Consider the following 26,301-nt stretch of genomic DNA (forward strand, 5'->3'; position numbering starts at 1 on the left):
ATCCTCCTTTCTATTGGTAAGCATAAAAATACCGATATACTTCCAACTTGTATATCGGTATTTTTTTATTTTATTTATATCTATTTTGAAATTTATCCAGTAACTTTTGTAGATTTTTGTTCGAGAGATGTTGGCTCTAGAAGTTGTGTAAGCTTAGCTGCATTTTCTTCCTTCATAGCAGCAAGGATATCTCCTCTATTTTCAACGCTCATCTGGGCCAGGATCCTCGAAACAAGCTCAATCTGATTTTCTGCTACCATCTCATCAAAGATTGCTGCAGCTTTCTTGGCTTTCATTCCAGAATATGTTGTTGCAAAAGCTTTGATAGCCGCATCATCATATTCGCCCTGCACAACCTTCCTGTAGATCTCAGCTGCATTATCAGGATCGATCATCTCATAATATGAAGCATAGGCAGAAGCATCCGGAGCATAATCGCCATAAACTATGCTGTTATAAAAATTAGCTTTTTCTTCATAAAACTCTTTTTGCTGCTTTTCAAAAGGCTCAAGCCTTGCTACTTCAGTTTCAAGCTTTTCAATTGATGAAGCATAGCTGCTATTAAGTTCCATCTCTGACTGAAGAGCCTGTTCAAGTCTCTTGATATAGGCATTTGCTTCTTCCATGGAGTTAATGCCTGAAGCAGAACTCTCAGCATTACTAAAATCAACCGGTGTTTCAGAAGAATCCGTTGAAATACTTCCATCAGGAAGAATAATATTCACATAAGGAATATCCCTAAGAAGTGGAGCAAGTATCTCTGATCCAAAATGTCCAACATCAAGCTTTACTAAAAGAGCCATGATAGCAAGCCATATCAGAATAATAAGGAAAGTGATGATAAGAGTTGCAAGACCACCAGCATCGTCTCCATTGATCTCAGCAGTTCTTTCAGCAAATTCAGCTTCTTTTTCTTTCTGCTCTTTACGCTGTTCCCTTAGCTTTTTTCTATATTCTTTTTTCTCATCCGCAAGCTTTTTCTTGGCAGCTTTAGGATCATCCATAGGTGTCATCATGCTGTTATCAGCCATAATTAACCATTCTCCTGTCTTTTTTGTCCATAAGTAAAGCTAGTTCGCTGATCGTTTTCCTTAGCTTCTTCTTGCTTTTGTTCTTCAACAAATTCAGCATAAGCTCTGTCTCGTAGAGTTTCCTGCATCTTTCTTTCCTGCATGGCACGTGCAAGTTTTACTCTTACTTTTTCGACTTCTGCTTCATGTTTCTTAACTACTTTAGCCTGAGATGCTATCATAACATCCATCTGAGCAGTTGCGTATTGATTATCCAATATATCCTGAAGCCTCAAGCTATCTTCATTTCTAAGTTCTTCAGCTTCTTTTAGATAATTCGCTCTTCTGTAGATATATTCATCCAAAATATCAAGTTGTTTGTTAAGCTCTGACTGGGCAGCAGCAAATTCCATCTTGACCTGTCCCTCAGTTTTTTGCTTGATATTTAGAATGTTTTGCATCCTATAATTAAATCTAGCCATTTATCAGTCCCTAAAAATATCAATCAGGGTCTGCCTGATCTCTTCGAAACTAAATTTTTCATCAGTTTCCTGCATCAAAAACTCATTAACAGCATCGATCTTGGATACCGCATAGTCAATGTTCTTGTTGGCACCACTACGGTATGCTCCTATATTAATAAGGTCTTCAGCATCGTTATATGTTGCAAGCACGTTCTTAAGTTTGCCTGCAGCCTTCTTGTGTTCTGGATCTGCAATAGCCGACATACACCTGGAGATGCTGGCAAGAACATCGATCGCAGGATAATGATTTCTCTGAGCAAGCTTACGATTAAGAACAATATGACCGTCCAGAATACCGCGGGCTGTATCTGTGATAGGCTCATTCATATCATCGCCATCAACAAGAACTGTATATAAGCCTGTGATAGAACCCTTTCTTGATCTTCCAGCTCTTTCTAAGAGCTTAGGCATCTCAGCATATACTGATGGCGGATATCCTCTAGAAACAGGTGGCTCACCACTTGCAAGTCCAATCTCTCTTTGAGCCATTGAAAAACGTGTAAGAGAGTCCATCATCAAAAGCACATCTTTTCCCTTATCTCGAAAGTACTCAGCTATTGAAGTTGCAGTCTTTGCAGCCTTAAGTCTCTCAAGTGCAGGCTTATCAGAAGTTGCACAAACTACAATAGACCTTCGCATACCTTCTTCGCCAAGGTCTCTTTCAATAAACTCTCTAACCTCTCTGCCTCGCTCTCCAATAAGAGCAATGACATTTATATCAGCCTGAGTGTTTCTGGCAAACATTCCAAGTAGCGTTGACTTACCAACACCAGAACCTGCAAAAATACCGATTCTCTGACCCTTACCAACTGTAAGAAGTCCATCAACAGCCTTTACTCCAAGGGATAACACATCTGAAATAGGATCTCTTGTCATAGGATCTGGTGGCTGATTCTCAACAGAATAAGCAACGCCGCCTTCAAGGGAAACGCCTTTACCAAAGCTTGTTCCATCGATCCTGCCAAGGCCATCCAGGGTCTTACCAAGAAGTCCCTCACCAACATTTACCCTAAGAGGTGAATCAGTATTTTCAACAATTGAGCCATTACCGATACCACTGGTATTTTCATAAGGCATCAGCTGAACGTGATTGTCCTTAAATCCAACAACTTCAGCCATAGCTGGCCTAGCGCTAAAATCAGATAAAGAGTCACTGTCTTTCTTTTTGGGATAAATAAGACAAATGTCACCAAGCTTAGCATCTGGTCCTGCTGATTCGATAGTTAAGCCGATAACATTTACAACCTTGCCTCTCATTCGGTAAAATGGAGCACTCTTCATTTTTTTGTATTTCGATAGATCAATTGAAGAAACTAGCATTCCATCACCTGTTTATCTCTTCTTTCTGTCAAAAGACAGAAGTTTTAGTTTTCTGCTGATTTCTGAAAGTTCAACTCCCAGACTGCAATCAAATACACCACTATCTGATTCGATCATGCATTCATTTTCTTTCAAAAGAGGATCTTCAATAATTTCCATTGTGGTGTTAGGCGAAGTGATGCAGGCATCAAGACTATCTCTTTCATCGATTACCTCATCATAGTCATCGGAAGAAACATGAACAATAAGATCATTTCCCGGTTCGATTCTTGATAAAGTACTCTTTAAAAGATGAAGGATAATAGCCTTATCCTCTCTAAGTTCAATTCCAAAAACATGCTCATAGATCTGAGTAAGAATATCAACCATTTCTGGCTCAAGCTCATCTACAAGTTGCTGATACTCTTTTTCAAGTCCTTCTCTTTGTTGCTCGATCTCAGCCTTTAAGCTTTCAGCTGCAGCAACACCTTCCTGATATCCAGCATCGTAGCCTTCTCTTCTTCCCTGATCTATTGCGTTATTACGAATAGCATCAGCTTGTTCGTTGGCTTCCTGAATGATAGCGTCAGCCTGTTCCTGTGCCTGCTGAATCTTAAAATCTATTTCAGCCTGCATAGCTTCCATGTCAAATTGAGAATCAGGACTTTGCATAGGCTCGATCACGCCCTGGTCTTCTGTAAGCTGATTAAGCTGTTCCATTTCAAGCCCAGGAATAAAGTCAACTGGCTCTTCACCTTCTTGAAAGCCTTCTTCAGAAGCCATCTGAGCTCTTTGTCTCTTTAACTCCTGTTCCTGAAATGCTTCTATTTTTTTGTTCGCAAGTTCATTGCTATCAATGATCCTGGCTTCACCCTGATCAAAGCTCACAAAACCTGCCTTAAACAGATTAGACAACTAACTCATCACCTCCACCTCTGGAGATTACGATCTCGCCAGCGTCCTCAAGCTTTCTGATGACGTTAACGATCTTCTGCTGAGCCTCTTCAACATCCTTCATACGAACAGGTCCCATGAAGTCCATATCTTCCTTGATCATAGCAGCAAGACGCTTTGACAGGTTGTTGAAGATTGCTGTCTGAACGTTCTCTGTAGCGCCCTTAAGAGCAAGTCCAAGGTCACTATTTTCAACTTCACGCAGCACTCTCTGAATAGATCTGTCGTCCAAAAGAAGAACATCTTCGAATACGAACATCTTCTTTCTGATCTCGTCTGCAAGCTCTGGCTCTTCGATCTCGAGAGTTTCCATAATGTGCTTCTCTGTTGCACGGTCTACAGTATTGAGGATCTCTACAACTGCGTCTACACCACCAACAATTGTGTAATCCTGATTTACAAGAGACGATAACTTTGATTCCAATACTTTCTCTACTTCCTTTATTGTATCCGGACTTGTACGGTCCATAGAAGCGATTCTCTTAGCAACATCTGCCTGCCTGTCAGGTGGAATAGCCGAGAGAATAAGCGCACTCTGTGAAGGTGACATATAGGACAAAATAAGAGCAATAGTCTGAGGATGCTCGTCCTGAATGAAAGTAAGGAGCTGCGAAGGCTCAGTCTTACGAATAAACTCGAAAGGCTTAACCTGAAGTGAAGCAGTAAGCTTACTGATAACGTCAAGAGCCTTATCCTCACCAAGAGCTTTCTCAAGAAGTTCTTTGGCATAGTTGATACCACCTTCAGCAATATACTGCTGTGCAAGGCAGACACCATAGAACTCTTCTAAGACCGCCTCTTTGATCTGAGAAGTTACACTTCTGGTGTTGGCGATCTCTAAAGTAAGCTCCTCAATTTCCTCGTCCTTGAGATGCTTGAATATGGCGGATGATTTTTCTGGTCCAAGTGCGATCAGAAGAATTGCCGCTTTTTGAGTGCCTGTAAAACCCGCTGTTAACGGATTTCCTCCTGCAGAAACTTCAGTATCCATAATACTTCCAACTCCCTCATAAAATTATAGACCGTAGTCCTCGTTAAGCCAGTTGCGCAACAGTGTCGCTGCAGCTTCTGGATTTTCATCAACAAACTTTTCAATAAGACGCTTGGTTTCTGAACCTGTATCCATCTCAATATCTTCAAGAACTTCTTCTGGCTGAGACTCAAGCAATGATTCAACTGAAAGAGGCTCTGGCTCTTCCTCTTCCTCCTGAGCCTTCTTGGTCCACATGCTCCTGATGATAATGAATGCAAGAAGTCCAAGGATAACAAGGATAAGCAAGATCTGTAATACATCTGTAAGTGTTATAGCCGCACCTGTTCTGTCAAAGAAGACATATTCAGTATATGCAGCCATTGCTACATTCTCTGCACTGATACCGGTTGCCTTAGAAACAACATTTATCATCTCTTCAGGAACTTCCAATGTAACAGGCTGAGCATTTGCAACTTTGTACTCATCCCAAGTCATATTATTGTTATCAGCGCTCTTATAATCTTCTTCTTTTACAACTACATAGTTGATAGCTGTAACAGATATAGAAGACTGATCATATTGAATAGCCCCCGGCTGATTTGTCTTAGTAGTGATCTCCTCATTAGGAAGATAATCACGAGATTCCTCAGTAATACTTGATGTTGAATTCTGATTGTCCTGAGTAACATAAGTTGTTTCATCATCAGCGTTTGTATCAGTACCAGGAATACCGCTTATACCATTAACATTTTCTGCGTTATATGTATCCTCATGACTTAAAACACCCTGAGTCTGATCCTGTGCAGGAGTGTAGTTATGAGTTGTCTTTTCTTCTTTAGAAAAATCCATAACAAGGTTACTTGCTACTTCAATATCATCATAAAGCTTCGTTCCAAGAAGAACCTTTTTAACTTCACTTTTAACGATCTGCTCTGCCTTAGCCTTTAATGAGAGCTGTGAACTTGCAAGCCCTGAAGTTGTAGTCTCCTCACTTCCAGAGAAAAGCATATTACCGTTAGTGTCAAGAATAACGATATTCTCTGTGTTTTCATTACCTATTGCTACAGCAACTGCCTTTGCAAGAAAGGCTGCATTATCTTCAGAAAAATTCGCACCATCAGCTATATTCAAAAGGATCCAGGCTGATGCTTCTTCCTGATTACCAATAAGTGTTCCATCATTGTCAGGAATATTAAGCTGAACATTAGCACTCTTGATTGCTTCAAACTTTGAAATAAAATCCGATTCCAGTCTGCTTTCCAGATATAGGACGTATTTCTTTTGCTTATCAGATTCTGTAGTTGAAAAGCTGCCATCAGTAACATTATCAATACTATAGGCATATGACTGTATATCATTTGCACCCAAAAGAAGGCTGGCATCACCCTGATCCTTTTTTAGGACCCTGAATTCCAGACCATCATCTGACATTTTATAATTTACTGAATTTGAATCAAGAAGCTCTTTTATCTCTGAAGCTTCCTTTGTAGAATTGGCCGTAGCCAAAAGAACATACTGAGGCTGGTTCAAAATAGAAACCAATATAATGATGGTCAGCAGTATTACTGAACCGGCTCCAATGATCAGAGTCTTTTGTTTAGCAGTAAACTGATTCCACCAGTCGAGAACTTTTTGCCACAAGGCTTTAAGTTTATCAGCCATGCTCTCTCCCTCCCCAAAATCTTAAAACATATTAAATCTGCATCTGAGTAAGTTCTCTATATGCAGAAAGAACGCGGTCTCTTACAGCAACTGTATATTGAAGTGCTGTCTGAGCCTTCTGTATCGCTACAGAAAGATCATGAGTATTATCTGTCTGACCAAGAGCCCATTTAATCTCTTCATTCTCAGCGTCAGACAAGTAAGCGTTAGTAGTATTTATATTTTCTACAGCCTGACCAAAGATAACAGAAAACGCCTGGTCATTTCCCTTTTGATCATCTCCAAGGACATTGTAAACTCTGCTATTAGTCTTTTCTGCACTTTTGATCGCGCCTGATGTAACATTCCTAAGTTGTGAAATATCAAGTGATGCCATTTATCATTCCTCCATAAAAACTATCAGCCGCCCTGGCCAAGCTCGAGTCCTCTTGAAGCAATATTCTTGCTGGCATTAAATGCTGTAGCATTAGCTTCATAGGATCTGCTTGCATCTATAAGGTTAGTCATTTCTGTGACTGTATTAACATTAGGATAAGTAACATATCCGTTAGCATCAGCATCAGGATGTGAAGGATCATATACAACGTTCATCTGTGTCCATGTATCATCCTGAACCTTAGTAACCTTAACACCTCTACCTGAATAATGATCAAGTCTTTCGTTAAGGATCCTTGAAAAAGGAGTCTGTGTACCTTTTTCTGCAAATGTAACTACCTTTCTGACATAAGGAGTTCCATCCTGAGTGCGGGTTGTATTGGCATTGGCAATATTCTCAGAAATGATATCCATTCTGAATCTCTGAGCTGTCATACCAGATGAATTAATGTTAAAAGAATCAAATATACTCATAATCCTACTCCTTCATCAAGACTTCATAACAGACTGCAGGTTCTTAAATTCATTGTTAAGACCTGACATAAGTCCCTGATACTTGAGCTGGTTAGCTGCAAGTGTTACATTCTCAGTGTCAATGTCTACGTTATTCTTGTCTGTTCTATATGAAAAATTAGAATAGTCATTGATAACCCTTGGTTTCAAGTGCTTATCCTTAAGATCCCCGACCTTTTGATCCATAGTCTTGTATCTTGAATGTCCAAGCGCTCTTTCCAGTTCGTCCTCAAAATTAAGATCCTGTCTCTTGTATCCAGGAGTATCAACATTGGCTATATTATTTGCAATAACTTCATTTCTGGTCCAAGAAGCATCTGCAGCCTTATCCAGAACATTGATGTAATCAAAAGCATTACTGTTGATCATAGAAATCCTCCTTAAATGAGAACATAATAAGACCTATTATCTTATTATTATTAATAATATGATTTTTATTTGAAAAAAACAAGAAAAATATACTTCATATTGTGTTTTTATATTTTATTAACTACAACATGTATAAAAAATGAACGGATTTATCATAAACGATAAATCCGTTCATCAACATCCATCCTGCAATATAATACATTCTAGTTATAATTCCTGCTTTAACTTCTTGATCTCGTTAAAGACTACGTCATTAGTAACCTTGATGTAAGTTCCCTTCATGCCAGAGGATCTAGATTCAATTACACCTGCGCTCTCAAACTTTCTAAGAGCATTTACGATAACGCTTCTGGTAATTCCTACTCTGTCAGCAATCTTGCTGGCAACCAGAACTCCTTCCATTCCATCAAGCTCATCAAATATATGAATAATGGCCTGCATCTCAGAAAATGAAAGTGTACTGATAGCAGATTTAACAACTGCAAGCTTTCTGCTCTCCTCTGCATTCTCTTCATTTACTGCTCTTAGCATTTCAAGACCAACCACTGTTGTTCCATACTCACAAAGAATTATGTCATCAATATCATATGGAGTATCGGTCTTGTAAATAAATAATGTTCCTAATCTCTCACCTGCAATCTCAATAGGAGTAATGATTGCCTGAAATTTAGAACTGTCAATTCCTTCAAAACCAAGAGTTTCTAGATTAACATTTTCTTTTGTAGACAAAATCGTAAGTAATCTCTCATTAAGCATTGGATCAATAAATGATCCTACATTGTCTACAAGCAGATCACTTAATGATTCCACATTTGCACTTTCACCGATTCCGAGCACTTTACCTTTTTTACTGATAACAAACATGTTAGAAGATAAAATGTCACATAACACTCGGCAAATGTCATTGAATACAACCTTTCCAGAGTTACTGTTATGTAATAGTTTGCCAATCTTGCGGGTCTTATCTAGTAGTTGAACACTACTCATTTTTGTTCTCCTTTAAGATTATTTTGCATATTTAAACTATTGTTATCATAGCACAAAAAAATAGGCGCTTCAAACGTTGAAGCGCCTACAATTATGAAAAAAGACTTAAATTTTCTAAAAATTCTGATTTATTGTTCAGTCCTTATTTGAATCGCTTGATTCCTTAGAACAGATATATCCGCACTGCTCATCTGAACATACAAGTTTGTTGCCCTTAGCAACCATTATAGATCCGCACTTCGGGCATTTTTCCTTGGTTGGTCTTGACCATGACATATAGTCACAATCAGGATTATCAATACAGCCGTAGAATATACGTCCCTTTCTGGTACGCTTAAGAACAATATCCTTACCACACTTAGGACACTCTACTCCGATCTTTTCAAAGTATGGCTTTGTGTTCTTACACTCAGGGAATCCAGGACAAGCAAGGAATTTGCCATGAGGGCCATATTTGATAACGAGATTTCTGCCACAGTTTTCGCAGATCTCATCTGTAACCTCATCCTGAACCACAACTTTTTCCATGTCCTTCTCAGCTTCTTTGACAGCCTTATCAAGGTCTGGATAGAAGTTCTCTATAACAGTCTTCCACTTAACGTCACCATCAGCGATTCCATCAAGTAACGCTTCCATATTGGATGTAAAGTTTACATCTACTATCTGAGGGAATGCTTCCATCATCATCTTGTTGACTGCCTGACCAAGCTCAGTGATGAAAATGCTCTTATTTTCCTTGGTGATATAATGTCTTGCCAAAATTGTAGAAATTGTTGGAGCATATGTACTTGGTCTGCCAATTCCTAAAGCTTCAAGATCATGAACAAGTGAAGCTTCTGTATAGTGAGGAGCTGGCTGAGTAAAGTGCTGAGCACTGTCAAAAGAATCAAAGGAAAGCTTTGTGTTTGTGTCCAGATTCTTCATGAGAACATTCTTTTCGATCTGGTCCTCATCATCTGTGTAAACATTAAGAAATCCATCAAAAACAGTCTTAGATGCAGATACTGTGAATCTATGCTTGCCTGCATCGATCTTGACTGATGTTGTCTCATACTTGGCAGCAGCCATTCTGCTTGCCATGAATCTTCTCCAGATAAGCTGATAAAGTCTGAACTGATCTCTTGAAAGGAAATCTTTTACTTTAACTGGAGTATTCTCAATATATGTTGGTCTGATAGCTTCGTGAGCATCCTGGATCTTGGCATCTGACTTTTTAGAAGATACTTCTCCTGCAAGATACTCCTTGCCAAAATTCTGCTGGATATAATCATTTGCTGAAGCAACAGCCTCAGCTGACACTCTTGTAGAGTCAGTTCTAAGGTATGTAATAAGACCTACTGTTCCCTGACTACCAAGATCTATTCCTTCATAGAGCTGCTGAGCAACTCTCATTGTCTTCTGTGTTGAGAAATTAAGTGCCTTAGACGCTTCCTGCTGAAGAGTTGAAGTAGTAAATGGCAGTGGAGCCTTCTTGGTTCTTTCACCCTTCTTCACATCTGAGATAACATACTTAGCATCCTTAAGTGAAAGGCAGATGCTGTCAAGTTCTTCCTTGGAACTTATCTCTTTCTTCTCATTGCCTTCACCATAATAATGAGCAACAAGCGGCTTCTTTTCTCCGGCTGCAGAAAGATTAACATCTAAAGTCCAATATTCCTTTGGAATAAATGAATCGATTTCTTCTTCTCTATCTGCAATTATCCTGAGTGCAACTGATTGAACTCTTCCTGCACTAAGACCTCTTTTGATCTTTGACCAAAGAAGCGGAGAAATACTATATCCAACCATTCTATCAAGAACACGTCTTGCCTGCTGAGCATCTACAAGGTTCATATCAATCTCTCTCGGATGCTTCATAGCTTCTTTTACTGCATTCTTGGTGATTTCATTAAAGGTTACTCTCTGAACCTTAGCATCAGCCTCTTTAAGCTTGAGCGCTGAAACAAGGTGCCATGAAATAGCTTCTCCCTCACGGTCCGGGTCGGTTGCAAGATACACTTTATCTGCTTTTTTAACCTGCTTACGAAGTTCAGCAAGTATATCTCCCTTTCCACGGATCGTAATATATTTAGGCTCAAAATCATGCTCCACGTCTACTCCCATCTGACTTCTAGGAAGATCTCTGACGTGTCCGTTGCTGGCTGCAACCTCATAGCCTGATCCTAAAAACTTCTTAATAGCTTTGACCTTTGTTGGAGACTCAACTATTAAGAGTGTATTTTTCTTGTTACTAGTTGTTTTAGTTGCCATTCGAAAACTAAATTTCCCCTTCATAAAAATTTGTTGTTAACATATTTCATATTAATATACATTTTTAAAGATTAAGTCAAGTGCCCCTTTTAAACACTTGACTTAATCTTAACATTTTTAATATTTAAATTTTTACTTTTTGTCCTTAGGAAGCCATGCTGTTTCCTCAGGTGTCTTCTTAACAAATGGTCTCTTGATAGCCTGCTTGATACCATTTGGAAGAATGTATTTAAGCTTATCTTCTGCAGTTCTCATTGTAGAAGCATCTGGATTATCTCTTGTAAGCTTGATAGCATCAAATTCGCAACGAGTTGTGCAAAGTCCGCAGCCTACACACTTATTAGGATCGATGATTGAAGCACCGCATCCAAGACAACGAGATGTCTCTTTCTTAACCTGTTCTTCTGTAAATACAAGCTTTGTATCACGGAATGTAAGCTTCTCGCCATCTTTCTTGCTATTTCCAGCAACCTGACGTCCAACATGATCATAATCCTTAACGGAAATGTCATCTTTATCAAGCTCAATAAAGAAGTTAGGATCACGACCAATTGTAAGTGAAGAATGAGGCTGAACAAATCTATGGATTGACTCAGCACCTTCTCTACCACATGCAATTGCATCAATAGCAAATCTTGGTCCGTAGAACATATCTCCACCAACGAAGATATCAGGAACTGTTGTCTGGAATGTGATCTTATCAGCAACTGGTGCAGGACCTCTGAACTCTACGTTCTCATCCTTTAAAAGATCACCCCAGATAGTAGCCTGTCCTACTGAAAGGATTACATTTGAACAAGCAATTTCCATTGTCTCATTCTCATCGTACTTAGGATCAAATCTTCCCTCAGCATTCTTAACCTGAGTGCACTTCTTAAATACAATTCCTTTAACTTTGCCATTTTCTGCGAGGATCTCTTTTGGTCCCCATCCGCCCTTGAACTCAATTCCTTCAGACTCTGCAATTTCAATCTCTTCAGGAAGAGCTGGCATGATATCACGTGTTTCAAGTGATACCTGTGTGATCTTAGGTGAACCACATCTGATGGCTGTACGGCTTACGTCGATAGCAACGTTACCACCACCGATAACAACTGTATCACCTGAAAGCTTGTAGCTCTCATCATCAATTACAGCGTGGAGAATATCTACACCCTTGATAACGCCTTCAGCATCCTCACCAGGAACGTTCACTCCACGTCCGCCCTGACATCCAATAGCAATATAGAACGCCTTATAGCCTTCATCACGAAGCTGCTTTAAGGTAATATCCTTACCAACTTCTACTCCAAGACGAATGTCTACGCCAAGTTCTCTGAGAACATCAACTTCAGCTTCTACAACATCTTTTTCCATAACGAATGAAGGAATTCCGTATGTTACCATTCCGCCTGGCTTCTTGTTCTTATCAAAGAGTGTTGGCTTGTAGCCCTTAAGTGCAAGATAATATGCACAAGAGATACCTGCTGGACCAGCACCAATGATCGCAACTTTCTCATCAAAGCCGCCATCAAGCTTAGGAATAACCTTTTCAGGAATATAGCGAGTATCAGACTTAAGATCACGCATAGCTACGAATTTCTTAACTTCATCGATAGCAAGTGCCTGATCGATAGTTGCTCTAGTACAAGCATCTTCACATCTTCTGTTACATACATGTCCGCAAACTGCAGGAAGTGGATTGTATCTCTTGATAAGTGCAAGAGCTTCATCATATCTTCCCTGAGCAGCCATCTTAAGATAACCCTGAACAGGAATATGTGCAGGACAAGCTGTCTTACAAGGAGCTGTACCAGTCTTGTGAGTGTTGATCCTGTTAATATCTCTATAATCTTCTGTCCACATATCCTGTGACCACTTCTTCTGTGTTGGAAGAGGCATCTTAGGATAAACTACTTCACTACCATCTTTCTTACAAAGCTTCTGACCAAGTGTAGCCGCACCAGCTGGGCAAACCTCTACGCAACGTCCACATGCTACACAGTTATCCTTGTCAACGTGAGCAACATAAGCTGAACGTGACATGTTAGGAGTATTGAAAAGCTGTGAAGTACGGAGTGCATAACATACATTAACGTTACAGTTACAGATAGCAAAGATCTTGTGCTGTCCGTCAATATTTGTGATCTGATGCACAAATCCATTATCTTCAGCCTTTTTAAAGATCTCAAGAGCTTCTTCCTTAGTGATGTAGTGACCATCTTTCTGAGTCTCAACGACATAGTCAGCCATATCACCAACAGCAATACACCAGCCCTCTGGATCATCAGCGCAGCCCTGGTCAAATGTCTTTCTGGATCTTCTACATGAACAAGGAGAAGCTGCATACTTTCCTTCATAGTAATCAAGCCAGTAAGAGATCTTCTCAAGGTTGATTGCTTCACCCTGCATCTCAATAGCCTTCTCAACAGGGATTACATGCATACCTACACCAGCACCACCCATTGGTACCATATGTGTAAGTCCCTCAAGAGGAATACGGCTCATTCTCTCAAAGAATGGTCCTACTTCAGGATGCTTTTCAATAACATTATGATTCATGTTACCAAACTCAGCAGAACCAGGAACATACATAGGAAGTACATACTGCTTCTCATGCTTGTCATTTTCATAGTTCCATTCAATTACGCCGTTGTATGACATCTCATCAAGGTTTTTCTGAAGTTCTTCCTTTGAATACTCAGGGCAAAGAGCCGCAATCTCCTCAAAAGTCTTAGGTTTGCGCTTCTGCATCTTGAGGGCAATCTCACACTGAGCGTCAGTAATAAGATTATAAAGTCCCCAATATTCAGGGCTTTCTTTTGTGATCTTCTCAATGCCAAGCTTAATGTTTTTTCTATCCGTAACAGCCTTTGCAAATCTAGCAAGAGGCTCACGGAAAGGTGCATTCATATCCACCCACTCAGGAATGATACCAGCTCTAGGATCCTGTTTATTACGGTTAGGATCTAAGGAATATGGAGTGCTAAGATCATTCATATCAAATTTGTTCATATCCATCTCTCTACCATCATCTTTCTAAAAATAGTTATGTTGCCGCTATCTCTTTTATCAAAAACTCGTTGCCTTTTAAGAGATATGTATGCTCGCTGCCACAATATGGGCAGATCTTGCCATGTTCTACCGTGCTATATTCCTTCTTACAATCCTCACAATAAGTAACAGCTGGAAGATTCTCAATAATAAGTTCTGAATCTTTCATGAGCTCTGTCTTAGCCGCAGCCCACTTCCAAGCATCTGTCAAAAAAGAAGGAACAACCCCGGAAACCTCACCAAGTTGCAAAGTCACTGAATGTATCTTGTGAATATCATTTTCCTTGCCAACCTCTGTAAGGTCATCAATTATGCGAAATACTACACCTAATTCATGCATACCTTTAACCTTTAAAGTGTAAAAAACTGTTTTAAAATTTTCAGTTCCCATATAGGTCAGAAAAAGGCCGGGACGGTTAAATTTTTGCATATAATCGCCTGGCCTTTTTCATAAGTCAATTTATCTAATGTTCTCTTCAATTTGAGCTGAAAGCCAATCAGCCCATTCCTGCATTCCCTCACCTGTCTTTGCACAGATAGGAATGATCTTTGCTTTAGGATTTCTGAATAAGATGTTTTCCTTACATTTCTCTAGATCAAAATCAAAATAAGGCATAACATCAATCTTATTTATCAAAACCACATCGCAAATAGAGAACATAAGAGGATACTTAAGTGGTTTGTCATGTCCTTCTGGAACAGAAAGAATCATTGCATTCTTGGTACTTCCAGTATCAAATTCTGCAGGACATACAAGATTTCCAACATTCTCCAATATAGCAAAATCGACATCACTTGTATCAAGCTCTTTGATACCTTGTCTTGTCATATCAGCATCAAGATGGCACATACCACCTGTATGAAGCTGAATAGCTTTGACTCCTGTGGCTGCAATAGTCTTGGCGTCAACATCTGAATCAATATCAGCTTCCATTACGCCAATCCTATACTTGTCCTTCAGAAGTTCAATAGTTCTCGTAAGTGTTGTTGTTTTTCCTGATCCAGGTGAAGACATAAGGTTCAAAAGAAATGTCTTACTCTCCTTAAGTTCCTTTCTGAGTTTCTCTGCATCAAGATCGTTGCTTTCAAAAATACTTCTTTTTACTTCGATTACTCTAACATTGTCCATTACTGTTCAGCACGCTCCATTGCAAGCTGGAAGTCCTTAGTATCCTTGAATACCTCATGAGAATATGGACTCTTACCAAGCTTGACTGATCTCTTTATAATCTCAGCAATGCAGATCACATTAATGGCGATAGCGAGAATAGCAACAAATCCCTGCATTCTAGGGTCTGCTGTGATTCCCATTGAAGAAATGATCTCGCCAGCCTGTGCTGTTTTGCCTGCACCTGAATTATACAGGTTAATTGCCTTTTCGTAAAGGTCCATTGTAGTAATACCAGCCTGAGTTGCACCGCCATATACTGAAGGAAGAGCTGCTGCAAATCTAGAACCAAGCTGGAAGAATGGAACAACCTGTGCCCACATGCACCAAATTGCAAGTGTATTAGCACGATTCTGGATCCAAGCGCCCTTGTTCCAGAATGCATTTGCAAATGTAGGAGCAAGTAAAAGAGCTACACCACAATACCATGAATGTGTAGGAAGATTTAAGTATGTATACTCAAAATTCCAAACATCATATGCAAGAATGAACCAAACTGTCATATCTGGCCAAAGCATATCTGCATGATTCTTATCCTTTGATGTATAAAGATGCACACAACCTGTCATACAGAAGATATTGATCATACCAGCGATAGCGTTAACAACGTTCCACCATCCACCGTAGATAAATACACCTTCGTTAGATGCCCACCAAGCACCACTTAAATTACCAGTAATGCTAAATGCAGCAAGAGCTGACTCCATATCAGATACATTCGCAATCATGATATTTGCAGCAACGATAGCCCATGGGAACCAGGCAAACCATTTTTCTTTGCCAATGCCCCATTTATATTTGATCATCATAAAGCCTACGCAACCGATATCAGCAGCATAAAGCTTGAAATAATGGAACCATCCATCCATATATGCAACGGTAGGATTTGCCTTTCCTCCGAACATACCAAGATGAGCAAGAATAAAGTAAATAGTTAAGATACATGGAATAACTACGAAAACAATCATTCCACCGAGTTTGGTCCTACGACCAATTTCATTCATAAGAATGAGTCCAACAAATACAAGAACCCAACCAACTAGTTGCATAGCTGCAGAGTTGCCATATAATTGGAATAACATAAGTGACCTCCTTTGATATACCATCAATATATCATGTTTTAATTTTTATACATCACTATTATAGCACATTGCACAATACCAAACAATAAATTATGTCTAAACTAATGCAATGTGGGGCACCACTTTTTTTGAAGCGGTTTCCTTTATTTCACATAGCGTCTACTTTTTAACGCTTAGTCGTAAAAGAGTTTTCTCTTACGATCGATCATTTCATCAATCTGATCCATATAGAGCTTTACATCTTTTACATTATCGCAGCGCTCAATCCTGCCGCCATAACCATAGACTCTTTTTGTAACAGTACCTGCACCAAGAGCAACAATTGACTGAACCTCTTCATTTATGAGGATATTATATATTCCAGCCTTCCCATCTCTTGCATAACCGGTATTTTCAAAGTTACCACTTATGTTCTTTTGTCTATAGAGATAATATGGAGAAAGCCCCATCTTTAAAGCTCCATCAGAAGCAATCTTCATCATTTCTTCTGTGTTATTTATAGAATCAAGAACATTTTCAGATATTTCTCCCCTCATGGCCTTTTCATGAATGATCTCTGCAAGTTTTGAGCCTCTTTTAATAGCAAGGGAATGAACAGTAAGATCATCAGGAGAAAGCTTTTCTATTTCTGACATTGTATATGCCACATCTTTTGCATCTTCGCCAGGAAGACCAAGGATGATATCCATATTGATATTATCAAAGCCCTCTTCTCTTGCCATTTTGAAAGCATCTATAAGCTGCGCTACGTTATGTCTTCTACCAATAAGTCTTAGTGTCTCATCCTTCATTGTCTGAGGATTTACTGATATTCTGGTAACTCCCATCTCTTTCATGGCTATAAGTTTGTCCCTGGTGATGGAATCAGGTCTTCCGGATTCAACAGTAAGTTCTTTTACCTTAGAGGTATCAAGTTTTTCCTTAATATAGCCAAGAAGCCTTCTTATCTGGTGAGGCTCAAGCGTAGTTGGAGTGCCTCCACCAATATAGATAGTATCTAAAGTCTTACCTTTAAAGTTCTCAGCCACATAATCAATCTCTTTTTCAATACAGCCAAGATAATCGTCTACTATCCCTGAAAAGGCACCTATTGGATAAGATGTAAATGAGCAATAAAGACAAGTTGTAGGGCAAAACGGAATTCCGATATAAAGACTATATCCATTCTTGTAGTCTATATTTTTTAGGATTTCTTTTTCCCTATGTGCAATAGAAAGGCTAAGAGCAATCTTCTCATCAGAAACGCAGTACACATTCTTCATGTACTCAACTATTTCTTCATCACTCTTTCCTTCTTCCATGAGATTCATGACTATCCTTGTAGGTCTAATACCAGTAAGATTACCCCAAGGAAGCTTCTTTCCAGTCTTGTTAGAAAGATCCTCATATATGGATTTTTTTAATTCATTCTTTGTTTTTTCTACATCAATAAAGGATATTTCATCTTTATCTGAAATATCCTTCTCTTTCTCTGGAAAATCGCCTTTATTTCCTGGAAGAACTCTTATCTCTTCCTCAGGATAAAAAGCTTTATACAAAGAATGTATGTCATATGAATACTTATCAGTACCTGTGTAAATTACCTGCATTTCATCACCTTTATCATGCTCAAAATCTGCAAAAAGGATTATACATCATTTCATGCTTAATGGTTGTAATATCTCCATGTCCCGGATAAACAATCGTTTCTTCAGGAAGGACAAAAAGCTTATCATTTATTGAGCGGACAAGATCGCTTGTTGAACTAGTAGGAAAATCAGTTCGTCCAACAGATTCCTCAAAAAGAGTATCACCGCTTATAAGGATATGCCCTTCTTCAAAATAATAGCAGCAGCTTCCTGAAGTATGTCCAGGTGTAAAAATAAGTTTGCAGCTCATACCTGCAGCCTCTATAATATCTCCGTCTTTGTAGAGTTTATCAGGCATTACCTTTAAATGCATTCCAAAATCATTGGAAAGATTAAGATATGGATCATTACAAAGAGCCATTTCCTTTTCATAACAACCAACAGGAGCACCTGTCAATTTTTTTATCTCATCAACTCCGCCGATATGATCAAAATGACCATGTGTTAAAAGAATAAGATCTACCACAAGCCCATTTTCTGTAAGGGTATCGTAGATCTTTCTTCCTCTATCTGCAGGATCAAATAAGATCACATGCTTTGTCTTTTCATCATTACAATCTGCTTCTTCTTTAAAAACAAAGTAGCAGTTTGTCCCCACCATACCTAAAGTCATACTGCCAACTGAAAGCACGTTCTTCCCCATCAGCCTGTTGTCCTTTCGATGTCAATAACGCTATCAATCTGTCTGATCTTGTCAACAATCTCTCTAAGCTGATCTCTTGAAGATACCTGGAAAGATGTTTCCATTGTAGCAAGACCTTGTTTACTTGTTCTGGTATTCATAGAAATAATATCTATGTTCTTTTCAGTAAGCGCTCTTGAAACATCAGCAAGAAGGCCGCTTCTGTTGTTAGCAAATATCTTGATTGTTGCAGCATACTTTCCGCCACTCTTAGAATCGGACTGCCATCTTGCTTCAATAAGTCTGGTTCTGTCTTCTTCCTGCATCTTAACTACATTGACGCAGTCTCTGCGGTGAATAGATACGCCTCTTCCTCTGGTAACAAATCCACAAATATCATCACCTGGAACAGGGTTACAGCACTTGGAAAATCTAACTGCTACATCATGAACACCTTTTACGATAATAGCATTGTCTGATCCAGAAACCTGAGGTGTTACGTTAGATTCAGCAACAGCCGCAAGGACTTCTTCATCAGTGATGTTGCGCTTGTGCTCTTTGTCACTAAGTTCCAACATCTTGTTGATGATCTGGCCTTCCTTAAGTCCGCCATGACCAACAGCAGCAAGAACAGCATTCCAATCGTGGAATCCATATTTCTTGATAACAATATTCTGGAATTCCGGCTTGGAAATAGAGAAAAGATCTATGCCTTTACTCTTACAATACTCAATAAGAAGATCTCTACCCTTAGCGATATTCTCCTCTTTGAGCTCATTTCTAAACCATTGATTTATCTTATTCTTGGTGGAAGTAGATTTAGCGATCGCAAGCCAGTCTCTACTAGGTCCACGTGAATTCTGAGAGGTAACAACTTCAATTCTGTCACCATTTTGAATCTTATAATCTATAGGAACAAGCTTACCATTTACCTTGGCACCGATCATCTTGTTACCTACAGCACTGTGAACACTGTAAGCAAAATCGATAGGTGTGGAACCTGCAGGAAGATTTTTAACTTCACCTGTTGGTGTAAAGCAATAAACGTCCTCAGAAAACAAGTTGAGGTCGCTTTTTAGCAGGCTCATGAACTCCTGGTTATCAGACATATCCTGTTGCCATTCAAGGATCTGACGGAGCCAGATAAGCTTTTCTTCTTCACCGGTTTCAGACTTTTTGCCATCAGATGCTTCTTTATACTTCCAATGGGCAGCAATACCGTATTCAGCAGCCCTATGCATGTCATAGGTTCTGATCTGTATCTCAAAAGGCTGACCTGTATGTCCGATCAGTGTTGTGTGAAGGGACTGATACATATTTGGTTTTGGCATTGCGATATAATCCTTGAATCTGCCAGGAATAGGTTTGTACATCTCATGGATGATACCAAGAGCTGCATAACAGTCCTTGACAGTTCCAACTATTATTCTGATAGCAAAAAGATCATATATCTGATCAAGGGTCTTGTTCTGATTGCGCATTTTCTTGTAAATACTAAAGAAATGCTTGACCCTTCCATTAACATCGCCAACAATACCTGCATCAGAAATAGCCTTTCTGACATTTTCAGCGATGTCTTCTACATACTTTTCTCTCTCACTCTTTCTGGCAGCAACCTTCTCAACAAGGTCGTAATAAACATCAGGATTGAGGTACTTAAGTGACAGATCATCAAGCTCAACCTTGATCCTGCTGATACCAAGCCTTCCAGCAATAGGTGAATAAATATCAAGGGTTTCCTGTGCTATCCTTGACTGTTTCTCTGGAGGCATATGAGAAAGAGTTCTCATGTTATGAAGTCTATCGGCAAGTTTTATCAGAATAACTCTGATATCCTTTGCCATAGCAAGGAACATCTTACGCAGGTTCTGAGCCTGCATGTCGATCTGTTCCTGTGTCTTATTGGTATTATCAGTAGACAGTTGCAAATTGGTGAGTTTTGTAACACCATCTACCAAAAGAGCTACATCAGCCCCAAACTCTTTTTCTATTTCTTCTTTGGTCAAGATAGTATCTTCAACGACATCATGAAGAAGCCCTGCTGCAATGGTCTCTTTATCCATTTCAAGATCAGCAAGGATAATAGCCACGCAAAGAGGATGAATGATGTATGGTTCACCAGATTTGCGCAGCTGATCTTTGTGGGCTTCAGCAGCCTGCTGATAAGCTTTTTCTATAAGAGAAATATCATCCGATGGATGATATTTCTTTACTCTTTCAATGAGTCCTTTATATAACTTATCAGGTGACTGAAACTCCTCAATAGCTTCAATTTTTCCGTCGTCGAAATTCTGAGGCATTAAATATTATTTCCCTTCGTAGCTAATTGCAGCATCAAGTCTATATTTGCTAAGTCTCTCTCTTCCCTTAAGTCCCTTAAGTTCCATAAGAACAAGGATTCCAGCAACTTCACCGCCAAGTTGCTCAACAAGTTTGATCATAGCTTCTATTGTACCACCTGTAGCCATAAGGTCATCTACTAAAAGTACCTTCTGACCTGGCTTGATAGCGTCCTTATGAAGCTCAAGAACTGCCTTACCATATTCAAGGTCATACTCAACCTGAATTGTCTCGCAAGGAAGCTTACCCTTCTTACGAACAGGTACAAGTGCCTTGCCCCTCATATATGCGATAGGAGCACTGAAGATGAAGCCTCTTGACTCTGCGCCAAGGACAACATCAAAATCAAGGTCACTTACAAGTCTCGCCATCTCATCAATTGCAAGCTTGAATCCATCAGGATCCTGAAGAACTGATGTGATGTCTCTAAACATTATTCCTTCCTCTGGAAAGTTAGGTATAGTTCTAACGTAATCTTTTAAATCTTTCATCGTTTTAATTTCCTCTCTAAAATAAAAAACAAAACTTCAACTTTAGATTATAGCACAAGACCCAATTTCTTAACAGAATTAATTCGCGTTTTCTGTTACCATTCACAGTTTTGGGGTAGCCGCTGGCTGGTTCACTTGGGAGGACGCGCCCTGCCTCTGCCTAGTTCAGCTAAATGGGGCCGCCAGCCTAAAGTTTATTTTTGTTCATCCTTTGGATTTTTATGTTCATGGCATTATATTTCTTACTTTAAATTCTTTGAAACAAACTCGTCTTTGAGGCACATTTTTGGCTGTAAAGTTTTGGGTTTGAACGATTGTCAAAAAAACGCCATTTTCTTGTGCTCATAAGCAGCTTTTGACACGCATGCGGTTTGCGTTGTCTGAAGCAGGGCGTTAAGAATTTATAATAAGTGGTCACGCCCGCTTTCTGCGGGCTTTGTAAACAGGAATAAGAGGTGACTCTGCAAGCTAGCTTGCGAGATCACCTCTTTTCCTGTTATGGGAGCGTAGCTCCAATGACCACTTATTATAAATTCCGCCCTGCAAGTATGTAGCAAGAGCATGCGTATTAAAACAAAAGCTGCATGAGCACATAGAAAAGTATCGTTTTTTTGATGAGGGCAAAACAAAACTTTACAGCAAAAATGGCATCAAAGACTCAGACAGTGTTTCAAAAACAGAATTTAAAGTAAGAAATATAACGTTCATGAACATAGAAAAATCCTCAGAGATTCTCAAAAACAAACTTTAGGCTGGCGGCCCCACTTAGCTGAACTAGGCAGAGGTAGGGCGCGGCCCCAGTGAACCAGCCAGCGGCTACCCCAAAACTGTGAATGGTACCAATTAATTCACGTTTTCTCCTTGTCAAAAGAAAAGTCTAAAGGTATAATCTTCATTGTGCCTGTGTTTACACAGATGCTAGCTGGAATGGCGCAGTTGGTAGCGCAACTGATTCGTAATCAGTAGGTCGAGGGTTCAAGTCCCTTTTCCAGCTGTTTTTATAGGACGTGGTAAAGTAAAAATATAGTGCCCAAACCTCCGATGATTTCTGCGAAATCAAATCGGTTTGGGTCACTATATTTTTTTACTTTACCACTGGTTATGAAAAAGCCAGGAGAGGGACTTAAACGATACTCTCCTGGCTATTTTTGGGTTTTGGTTTAATATTTACGTAATGCAAGAAATCTAATTCACAAATTTATTTAGTAGATTTCTTTTTTGTTGTTTTCTTAAAAGTAGTATTCTTCTTGATAGTAGCTTTGTTTGCAGTATTTGAGGTTTTCTTTGTTTTTGCAGTTTTTGAAGAGGTCTTGGAGATGCTCTTAACTGCTTCCTCTGATACTATCTTGAAGATCTTTTCTTCTTCGATCTTTTCGTATTTTTCTTCGATGGCTTTTTCCTGTTCTGCAAGTTCGCGCTCATACTTAAGCTTAAGTTCTCTAAGGAGCTGTTCTTCTTCCTGTGTCTGTCTTTCCTTAAGAGCTGCTATTTTTTCTTCACGCTCTTTTTCTTTCTTTATTTCCTCTTCTTCCTTGATAGCACGGATCTTCTTTTCCTGAACAGAATATGGTGCAAAAGAAAGAATTGATAAGGAAGCTGGTCCAAGATTAATCTTAATGGAATAATCCCTTCCATCAACTTCTTTTCTTCTTGCTTCGCGCTTTCCTTCATTAAGGATTCCCTGGCCGCCAAAGTTCACATCATCGCTGTTAAAGACCTCTATGTATCTTCCGTCAGCCGGAACCCCAAGCTCTATTTCTCTTTCAACACCAGCAAAATTAGCTACAACAACTAATATTTCCTTGTCATTGTCACTTTTTCTTGCAAATGAAACCATACACTCTTCAGCAGCCATGTTATTGATCCACTCAAAACCGCTATCTGAACTATCAAGTTCATGTAAGGCAGCGTGACCAAAATAAAGCTCATTAAGTTTCTTTATCATATTTTCAATAAACACAGACTGATCGATAGTAAGCGCGTCAGGTTCCATGTAAAGGTGCTTTCTACCTGGATGGACCATCATATAGCTAAGAGCAAGTCGCAAATTAGCCATCTTCTGAGATGAGTCACCTGGCATAAGATAATAAAGACCTTCTAAACCCTTCTCCATATCTTCATGGGTAAATGCCAGAATAAATCTCTCAGTGTAGCTGTATATAAGGCTAAATGTAAGCTTGTCGTGATGTCCTGCTCTAAACAATGGATCGTTTTCCATGTATGAAAGGAAATCTCTTGTCCATCCATTATTCCACTTATAGTCAAAGCCAAGACCGCCGTCTTCAATGGTATCAGTAAGCTGTGGCCAGCAGGCAGTTTCTTTGGTGATCAGCATCACGCCTGGATTATCCTTATGAACTGCTGTTGTAAGCTGTTTTAAGAACTCTAACGCTTCAAGGTTTTCATTGCCACCATAAATGTTAGGAGTCCATTCTCCCGGATTTCTGTCATAGTCCAGATAAAGAATCTTAGAAATATCTGAAGTTCTAAGTCCATCAATATGAAATACCTCAATCCAGTAAAGGGCATTTGAAATCAAAAAATTAGTTACTTCTTTTCTGCCATAGTCAAAGATCAGATCTCCTGACCTTGGCTGAATTCCTATCCTTGGATCTTCATATTCATATAAAGGCTTGCCGTCAAAATCGCTAAGGCCACATGACGACTTAGGAAAGAAGGTTGGAACCCAGTCCATGATGACTCTGATGCCCTTTTCATGGCATCTATCAATAAACTTCATAAACTCCTCAGGAGTTCCATTTGTATCATCAATAGCAAAGAAATCGAGAATATGATAGAAATGTCCAGGAAGATGCTTCATTACAGGCATAAGCTCGATAGTATCAAAGCCATGATTCTGTACATATTCAAGTACGTCTGCCGTAATCTCTTCCATTGAGCTTGTGCCTTCGTGTCTTCCAGCAAAAGCTTCAAGAGATATCTCACAGATAGAAAGAGGTGCCTCATCAAGGTCAACCTTTCTCCTGTTAGATATCCATTTAGAATCAGTCCAGGAAATGGATCTGTTAGAGCTGATAACAGAAATTATTCCATTTTCTCCTCTGGACATTATTGCATATGGATCTGGTCTTTTATAAACCAGTCCACTTCTAGTCTTAATTTCAAACTGGTAGCCATCCTTTTCCTTGGCACCTGGAACAAAGATCTCAAAAACTCCGATAGGGTCAAGTCTTTGCATCTGACACAGTCTGCCATCCCAGTTATTAAAATCACCAATAACACTTACTCTTGCAGCTGAAGGAGCCCATACAGCAAATATACAGCCCTCTACTCCAGCTCTTTTGGATAGATGTGCACCAAGTTTTTCATAGATGTGGTAGTGAATGCCACTTCCAAACTTTATAAAATCCTCCCGGTCCATAGTTGGGCCAAAAGCGTAAGGATCATAAACTTCCTTTTCTGCGCCATCAGAATCCTTGATGATAAGCTTATATTTAAGCTTGTCAACATAAGGAACTATAACAGCATAAAAACCAGCCTCATCAGCAAGCTCCATCGGATATGTTTTTTTGCTGTTCTCAACATATACGCTCACTTCTGAAGCATCAGGATAAAAAGCCTGAACAAGGAAATTGTTCCCGACTTTATGAGCCCCCAATATTCGATGTGGATTGTCACCATCTGAATAGATGATTTCTTCGATTTCCGGCCAATTCATCATTTTATACAGTTTGTTATTCACTGCACATCCCCTCCTAATGAATCACTCAATACCTTAATCTATAATACCATTAATATCGTGAATAAATAACCCACTTAGAAGCTTTGGTTCAAACCATGTAGACTTAGGTGGCATAAGCTTTTCCTGATCTGCAACTTCAAAAAGTTCAGATAATGAAGTTGGATACATTGAAAAAGCAACCTTCATGTCAGTTCCGCATCTTTTCTCAAGTTCCGAAAGGCCTCTTATCCCTCCTACAAAATCAATTCTTTTGTCAGTCTTTGGATCTCCGATTCCAAGGATTGGACCAAGCACCTCATTCTGAAGAATAGAGACATCAAGCCCCTCAACAGCATCGTCTTTTAAAATATCCTTATGTGCATTAAGCCTATACCAGTTTCCATCTAAAAGCATGCCAAATTCGCCCTTTTTAGATGGTTTAACGCTTGTTTCTTCTTTAGAAACTTCAAATTTCTCAGAGATCTTAGCCATGAATTCATCTGCTGTAAGGCCATTTAGATCCTTTACAACTCTGTTATAGTCCATGATCTCAAGCTCATCATCAGGGAAAAGAACTGACAAAAAGTAGTCAGACTTTAACTTTCCGCGAAGTTTTCCTTCCTTTTCTCTTTCTTCCCTCTTTTTAAGTCCTACCTTCACAGCTGATGCACATCTATGGTGACCATCAGCGATATATACAGATTTGATAGTAGTAAAAACTCTGCTGATAGTATTTATCTCATCTTCATCCGAAATGATAAAGATCCTGTTGGCAACGCCATCTTCAGATACGAAATCATATACCGGTTCATCCAGCTCTTTTACCCTTGCAACCAGCTCTGATAAAAGCTTATTTTTTCTATAGCACAAAAAGATCGGACCAGTCTGCGCATTGCAGGTATAGACATGTTTTATTCTGTCTTCTTCCTTGTCAGCTCTGGTGTTTTCGTGCTTTTTGATAACATTTGAAAGATAATCATCAATAGAAGCACAGGCTACGATTCCAGTCTGAGTTCTTCCTTTAAAGGTCTGTTCATATATGTAAAAGAACTTTCCTTCATCCTTTACAAAATCGCCCTTTTCAACCCTTTCCCATAACATATCATGAGCTTTTTCATAAACTTCTTTTGCATACATATCATGATCTTTAGGAAACTGAGTTTCTGGTCTGTCTATTGCAAGAAAAGACTCTGGATTTCTTTTTACCTTTTCATAAGCTTCTTTTCTGTTAAAAACGTCATAAGGAAGTGATGCAATAATCTCCTCCTTACCCTTTGCAGGTCTTATTGCTCTAAAAGGTCTTATATCTGCCATAAATATTCCTCCATAATCTTGTACA

General features: G+C 39.2%; 21 protein-coding genes and 1 tRNA gene. 1 reads left to right on the plus strand and 21 read right to left on the minus strand.

The features are described from left to right. Positions 1–92 precede the first annotated feature (92 nt). From bhn_RS07760 to bhn_RS07850, 19 genes are all read right to left on the minus strand, one after another. The gene (locus tag bhn_RS07760) at positions 93–1,031 is read right to left on the minus strand and encodes a MotE family protein (RefSeq protein WP_083385833.1); all 939 of its coding nucleotides are present in this window, start codon (positions 1,029–1,031) and stop codon (positions 93–95) included. A gap of 2 nt (positions 1,032–1,033) precedes the next feature. Continuing rightward, positions 1,034–1,492 (minus strand): flagellar export protein FliJ, encoded by a 459-nt coding sequence (locus tag bhn_RS07765; RefSeq protein ID WP_071176159.1) that lies wholly within the window; start codon positions 1,490–1,492, stop codon positions 1,034–1,036. Positions 1,493–1,495: 3 nt separating this feature from the next. Next, positions 1,496–2,815 carry a flagellar protein export ATPase FliI gene (fliI, locus tag bhn_RS07770; protein WP_334293128.1) on the minus strand — a complete coding sequence of 440 codons (1,320 nt, stop codon included), beginning with the start codon at positions 2,813–2,815 and terminating at the stop codon, positions 1,496–1,498. A gap of 51 nt (positions 2,816–2,866) precedes the next feature. Continuing rightward, complete coding sequence (locus tag bhn_RS07775; RefSeq protein ID WP_071176161.1) at positions 2,867–3,748, minus strand: FliH/SctL family protein; 882 nt, start codon at positions 3,746–3,748, stop codon at positions 2,867–2,869. Further along, positions 3,741–4,778 carry a flagellar motor switch protein FliG gene (fliG, locus tag bhn_RS07780; RefSeq protein WP_071176162.1) on the minus strand — a complete coding sequence of 346 codons (1,038 nt, stop codon included), beginning with the start codon at positions 4,776–4,778 and terminating at the stop codon, positions 3,741–3,743. Before fliG ends, bhn_RS07775 begins: the two co-directional genes overlap by 8 nt. 24 nt (positions 4,779–4,802) lie before the next feature. After that, positions 4,803–6,422 carry a flagellar basal-body MS-ring/collar protein FliF gene (gene fliF, locus bhn_RS07785; protein WP_071176163.1) on the minus strand — a complete coding sequence of 540 codons (1,620 nt, stop codon included), beginning with the start codon at positions 6,420–6,422 and terminating at the stop codon, positions 4,803–4,805. 31 nt (positions 6,423–6,453) lie between these two features. Next, positions 6,454–6,798 carry a flagellar hook-basal body complex protein FliE gene (locus bhn_RS07790; protein WP_071176164.1) on the minus strand — a complete coding sequence of 115 codons (345 nt, stop codon included), beginning with the start codon at positions 6,796–6,798 and terminating at the stop codon, positions 6,454–6,456. Between the two features lie 23 nt (positions 6,799–6,821). Then, positions 6,822–7,271 carry a flagellar basal body rod protein FlgC gene (flgC, locus tag bhn_RS07795; protein WP_071176165.1) on the minus strand — a complete coding sequence of 150 codons (450 nt, stop codon included), beginning with the start codon at positions 7,269–7,271 and terminating at the stop codon, positions 6,822–6,824. Between the two features lie 15 nt (positions 7,272–7,286). Beyond that, positions 7,287–7,679, minus strand: a complete 393-nt coding sequence (gene flgB / locus bhn_RS07800) for a flagellar basal body rod protein FlgB (protein WP_071176166.1) — start codon at positions 7,677–7,679, stop codon at positions 7,287–7,289. Positions 7,680–7,886: 207 nt separating this feature from the next. After that, positions 7,887–8,666 carry a GTP-sensing pleiotropic transcriptional regulator CodY gene (gene codY / locus bhn_RS07805; RefSeq protein WP_071176167.1) on the minus strand — a complete coding sequence of 260 codons (780 nt, stop codon included), beginning with the start codon at positions 8,664–8,666 and terminating at the stop codon, positions 7,887–7,889. A gap of 135 nt (positions 8,667–8,801) precedes the next feature. Further along, positions 8,802–10,916: a type I DNA topoisomerase gene (gene topA, locus bhn_RS07810; RefSeq protein WP_071176168.1), complete on the minus strand. Its 2,115-nt coding sequence runs from the start codon at positions 10,914–10,916 to the stop codon at positions 8,802–8,804. Between the two features lie 132 nt (positions 10,917–11,048). Continuing rightward, positions 11,049–13,808 carry an FAD-dependent oxidoreductase gene (locus bhn_RS07815; protein ID WP_071177473.1) on the minus strand — a complete coding sequence of 920 codons (2,760 nt, stop codon included), beginning with the start codon at positions 13,806–13,808 and terminating at the stop codon, positions 11,049–11,051. A gap of 136 nt (positions 13,809–13,944) precedes the next feature. After that, positions 13,945–14,289, minus strand: a complete 345-nt coding sequence (locus bhn_RS07820; protein WP_071176169.1) for a hydrogenase maturation nickel metallochaperone HypA — start codon at positions 14,287–14,289, stop codon at positions 13,945–13,947. Positions 14,290–14,409: 120 nt separating this feature from the next. Then, positions 14,410–15,078: a hydrogenase nickel incorporation protein HypB gene (hypB, locus tag bhn_RS07825; RefSeq protein ID WP_071176170.1), complete on the minus strand. Its 669-nt coding sequence runs from the start codon at positions 15,076–15,078 to the stop codon at positions 14,410–14,412. After that, positions 15,078–16,199 carry a DUF5692 family protein gene (locus bhn_RS07830; protein ID WP_071176171.1) on the minus strand — a complete coding sequence of 374 codons (1,122 nt, stop codon included), beginning with the start codon at positions 16,197–16,199 and terminating at the stop codon, positions 15,078–15,080. The genes hypB and bhn_RS07830 overlap by 1 nt, the downstream gene beginning before the upstream one ends. Positions 16,200–16,372: 173 nt before the next feature. Beyond that, positions 16,373–17,788, minus strand: a complete 1,416-nt coding sequence (gene hemZ / locus bhn_RS07835; RefSeq protein ID WP_071176172.1) for a coproporphyrinogen dehydrogenase HemZ — start codon at positions 17,786–17,788, stop codon at positions 16,373–16,375. A 19-nt stretch (positions 17,789–17,807) separates the two neighbouring features. After that, entirely contained in the window at positions 17,808–18,470 is a 663-nt protein-coding gene (locus bhn_RS07840) for an MBL fold metallo-hydrolase (RefSeq protein ID WP_071176173.1), read from the minus strand. Beyond that, positions 18,470–20,749: a RelA/SpoT family protein gene (locus bhn_RS07845; protein WP_071176174.1), complete on the minus strand. Its 2,280-nt coding sequence runs from the start codon at positions 20,747–20,749 to the stop codon at positions 18,470–18,472. Before bhn_RS07845 ends, bhn_RS07840 begins: the two co-directional genes overlap by 1 nt. 6 nt (positions 20,750–20,755) lie before the next feature. Further along, positions 20,756–21,280 (minus strand): adenine phosphoribosyltransferase, encoded by a 525-nt coding sequence (locus tag bhn_RS07850; RefSeq protein WP_071176175.1) that lies wholly within the window; start codon positions 21,278–21,280, stop codon positions 20,756–20,758. A 921-nt stretch (positions 21,281–22,201) separates the two neighbouring features. Between bhn_RS07850 and bhn_RS07855 the strand changes: the two genes are divergently transcribed. Beyond that, positions 22,202–22,274, plus strand: a tRNA-Thr gene (locus tag bhn_RS07855). A gap of 204 nt (positions 22,275–22,478) precedes the next feature. On the opposite strand, the gene glgB is transcribed toward bhn_RS07855, so the two are convergent. Continuing rightward, positions 22,479–24,983 (minus strand): 1,4-alpha-glucan branching protein GlgB, encoded by a 2,505-nt coding sequence (gene glgB / locus bhn_RS07860; RefSeq protein ID WP_071176176.1) that lies wholly within the window; start codon positions 24,981–24,983, stop codon positions 22,479–22,481. 33 nt (positions 24,984–25,016) lie between these two features. Beyond that, positions 25,017–26,276: a DUF1015 domain-containing protein gene (locus bhn_RS07865; RefSeq protein WP_071176177.1), complete on the minus strand. Its 1,260-nt coding sequence runs from the start codon at positions 26,274–26,276 to the stop codon at positions 25,017–25,019. Between the last annotated feature and the right edge of the window lie 25 nt (positions 26,277–26,301).

Origin of the sequence: Butyrivibrio hungatei, from assembly GCF_001858005.1 — a bacterium.
Taxonomy (GTDB): Bacteria; Bacillota; Clostridia; order Lachnospirales; family Lachnospiraceae; genus Butyrivibrio; species Butyrivibrio hungatei.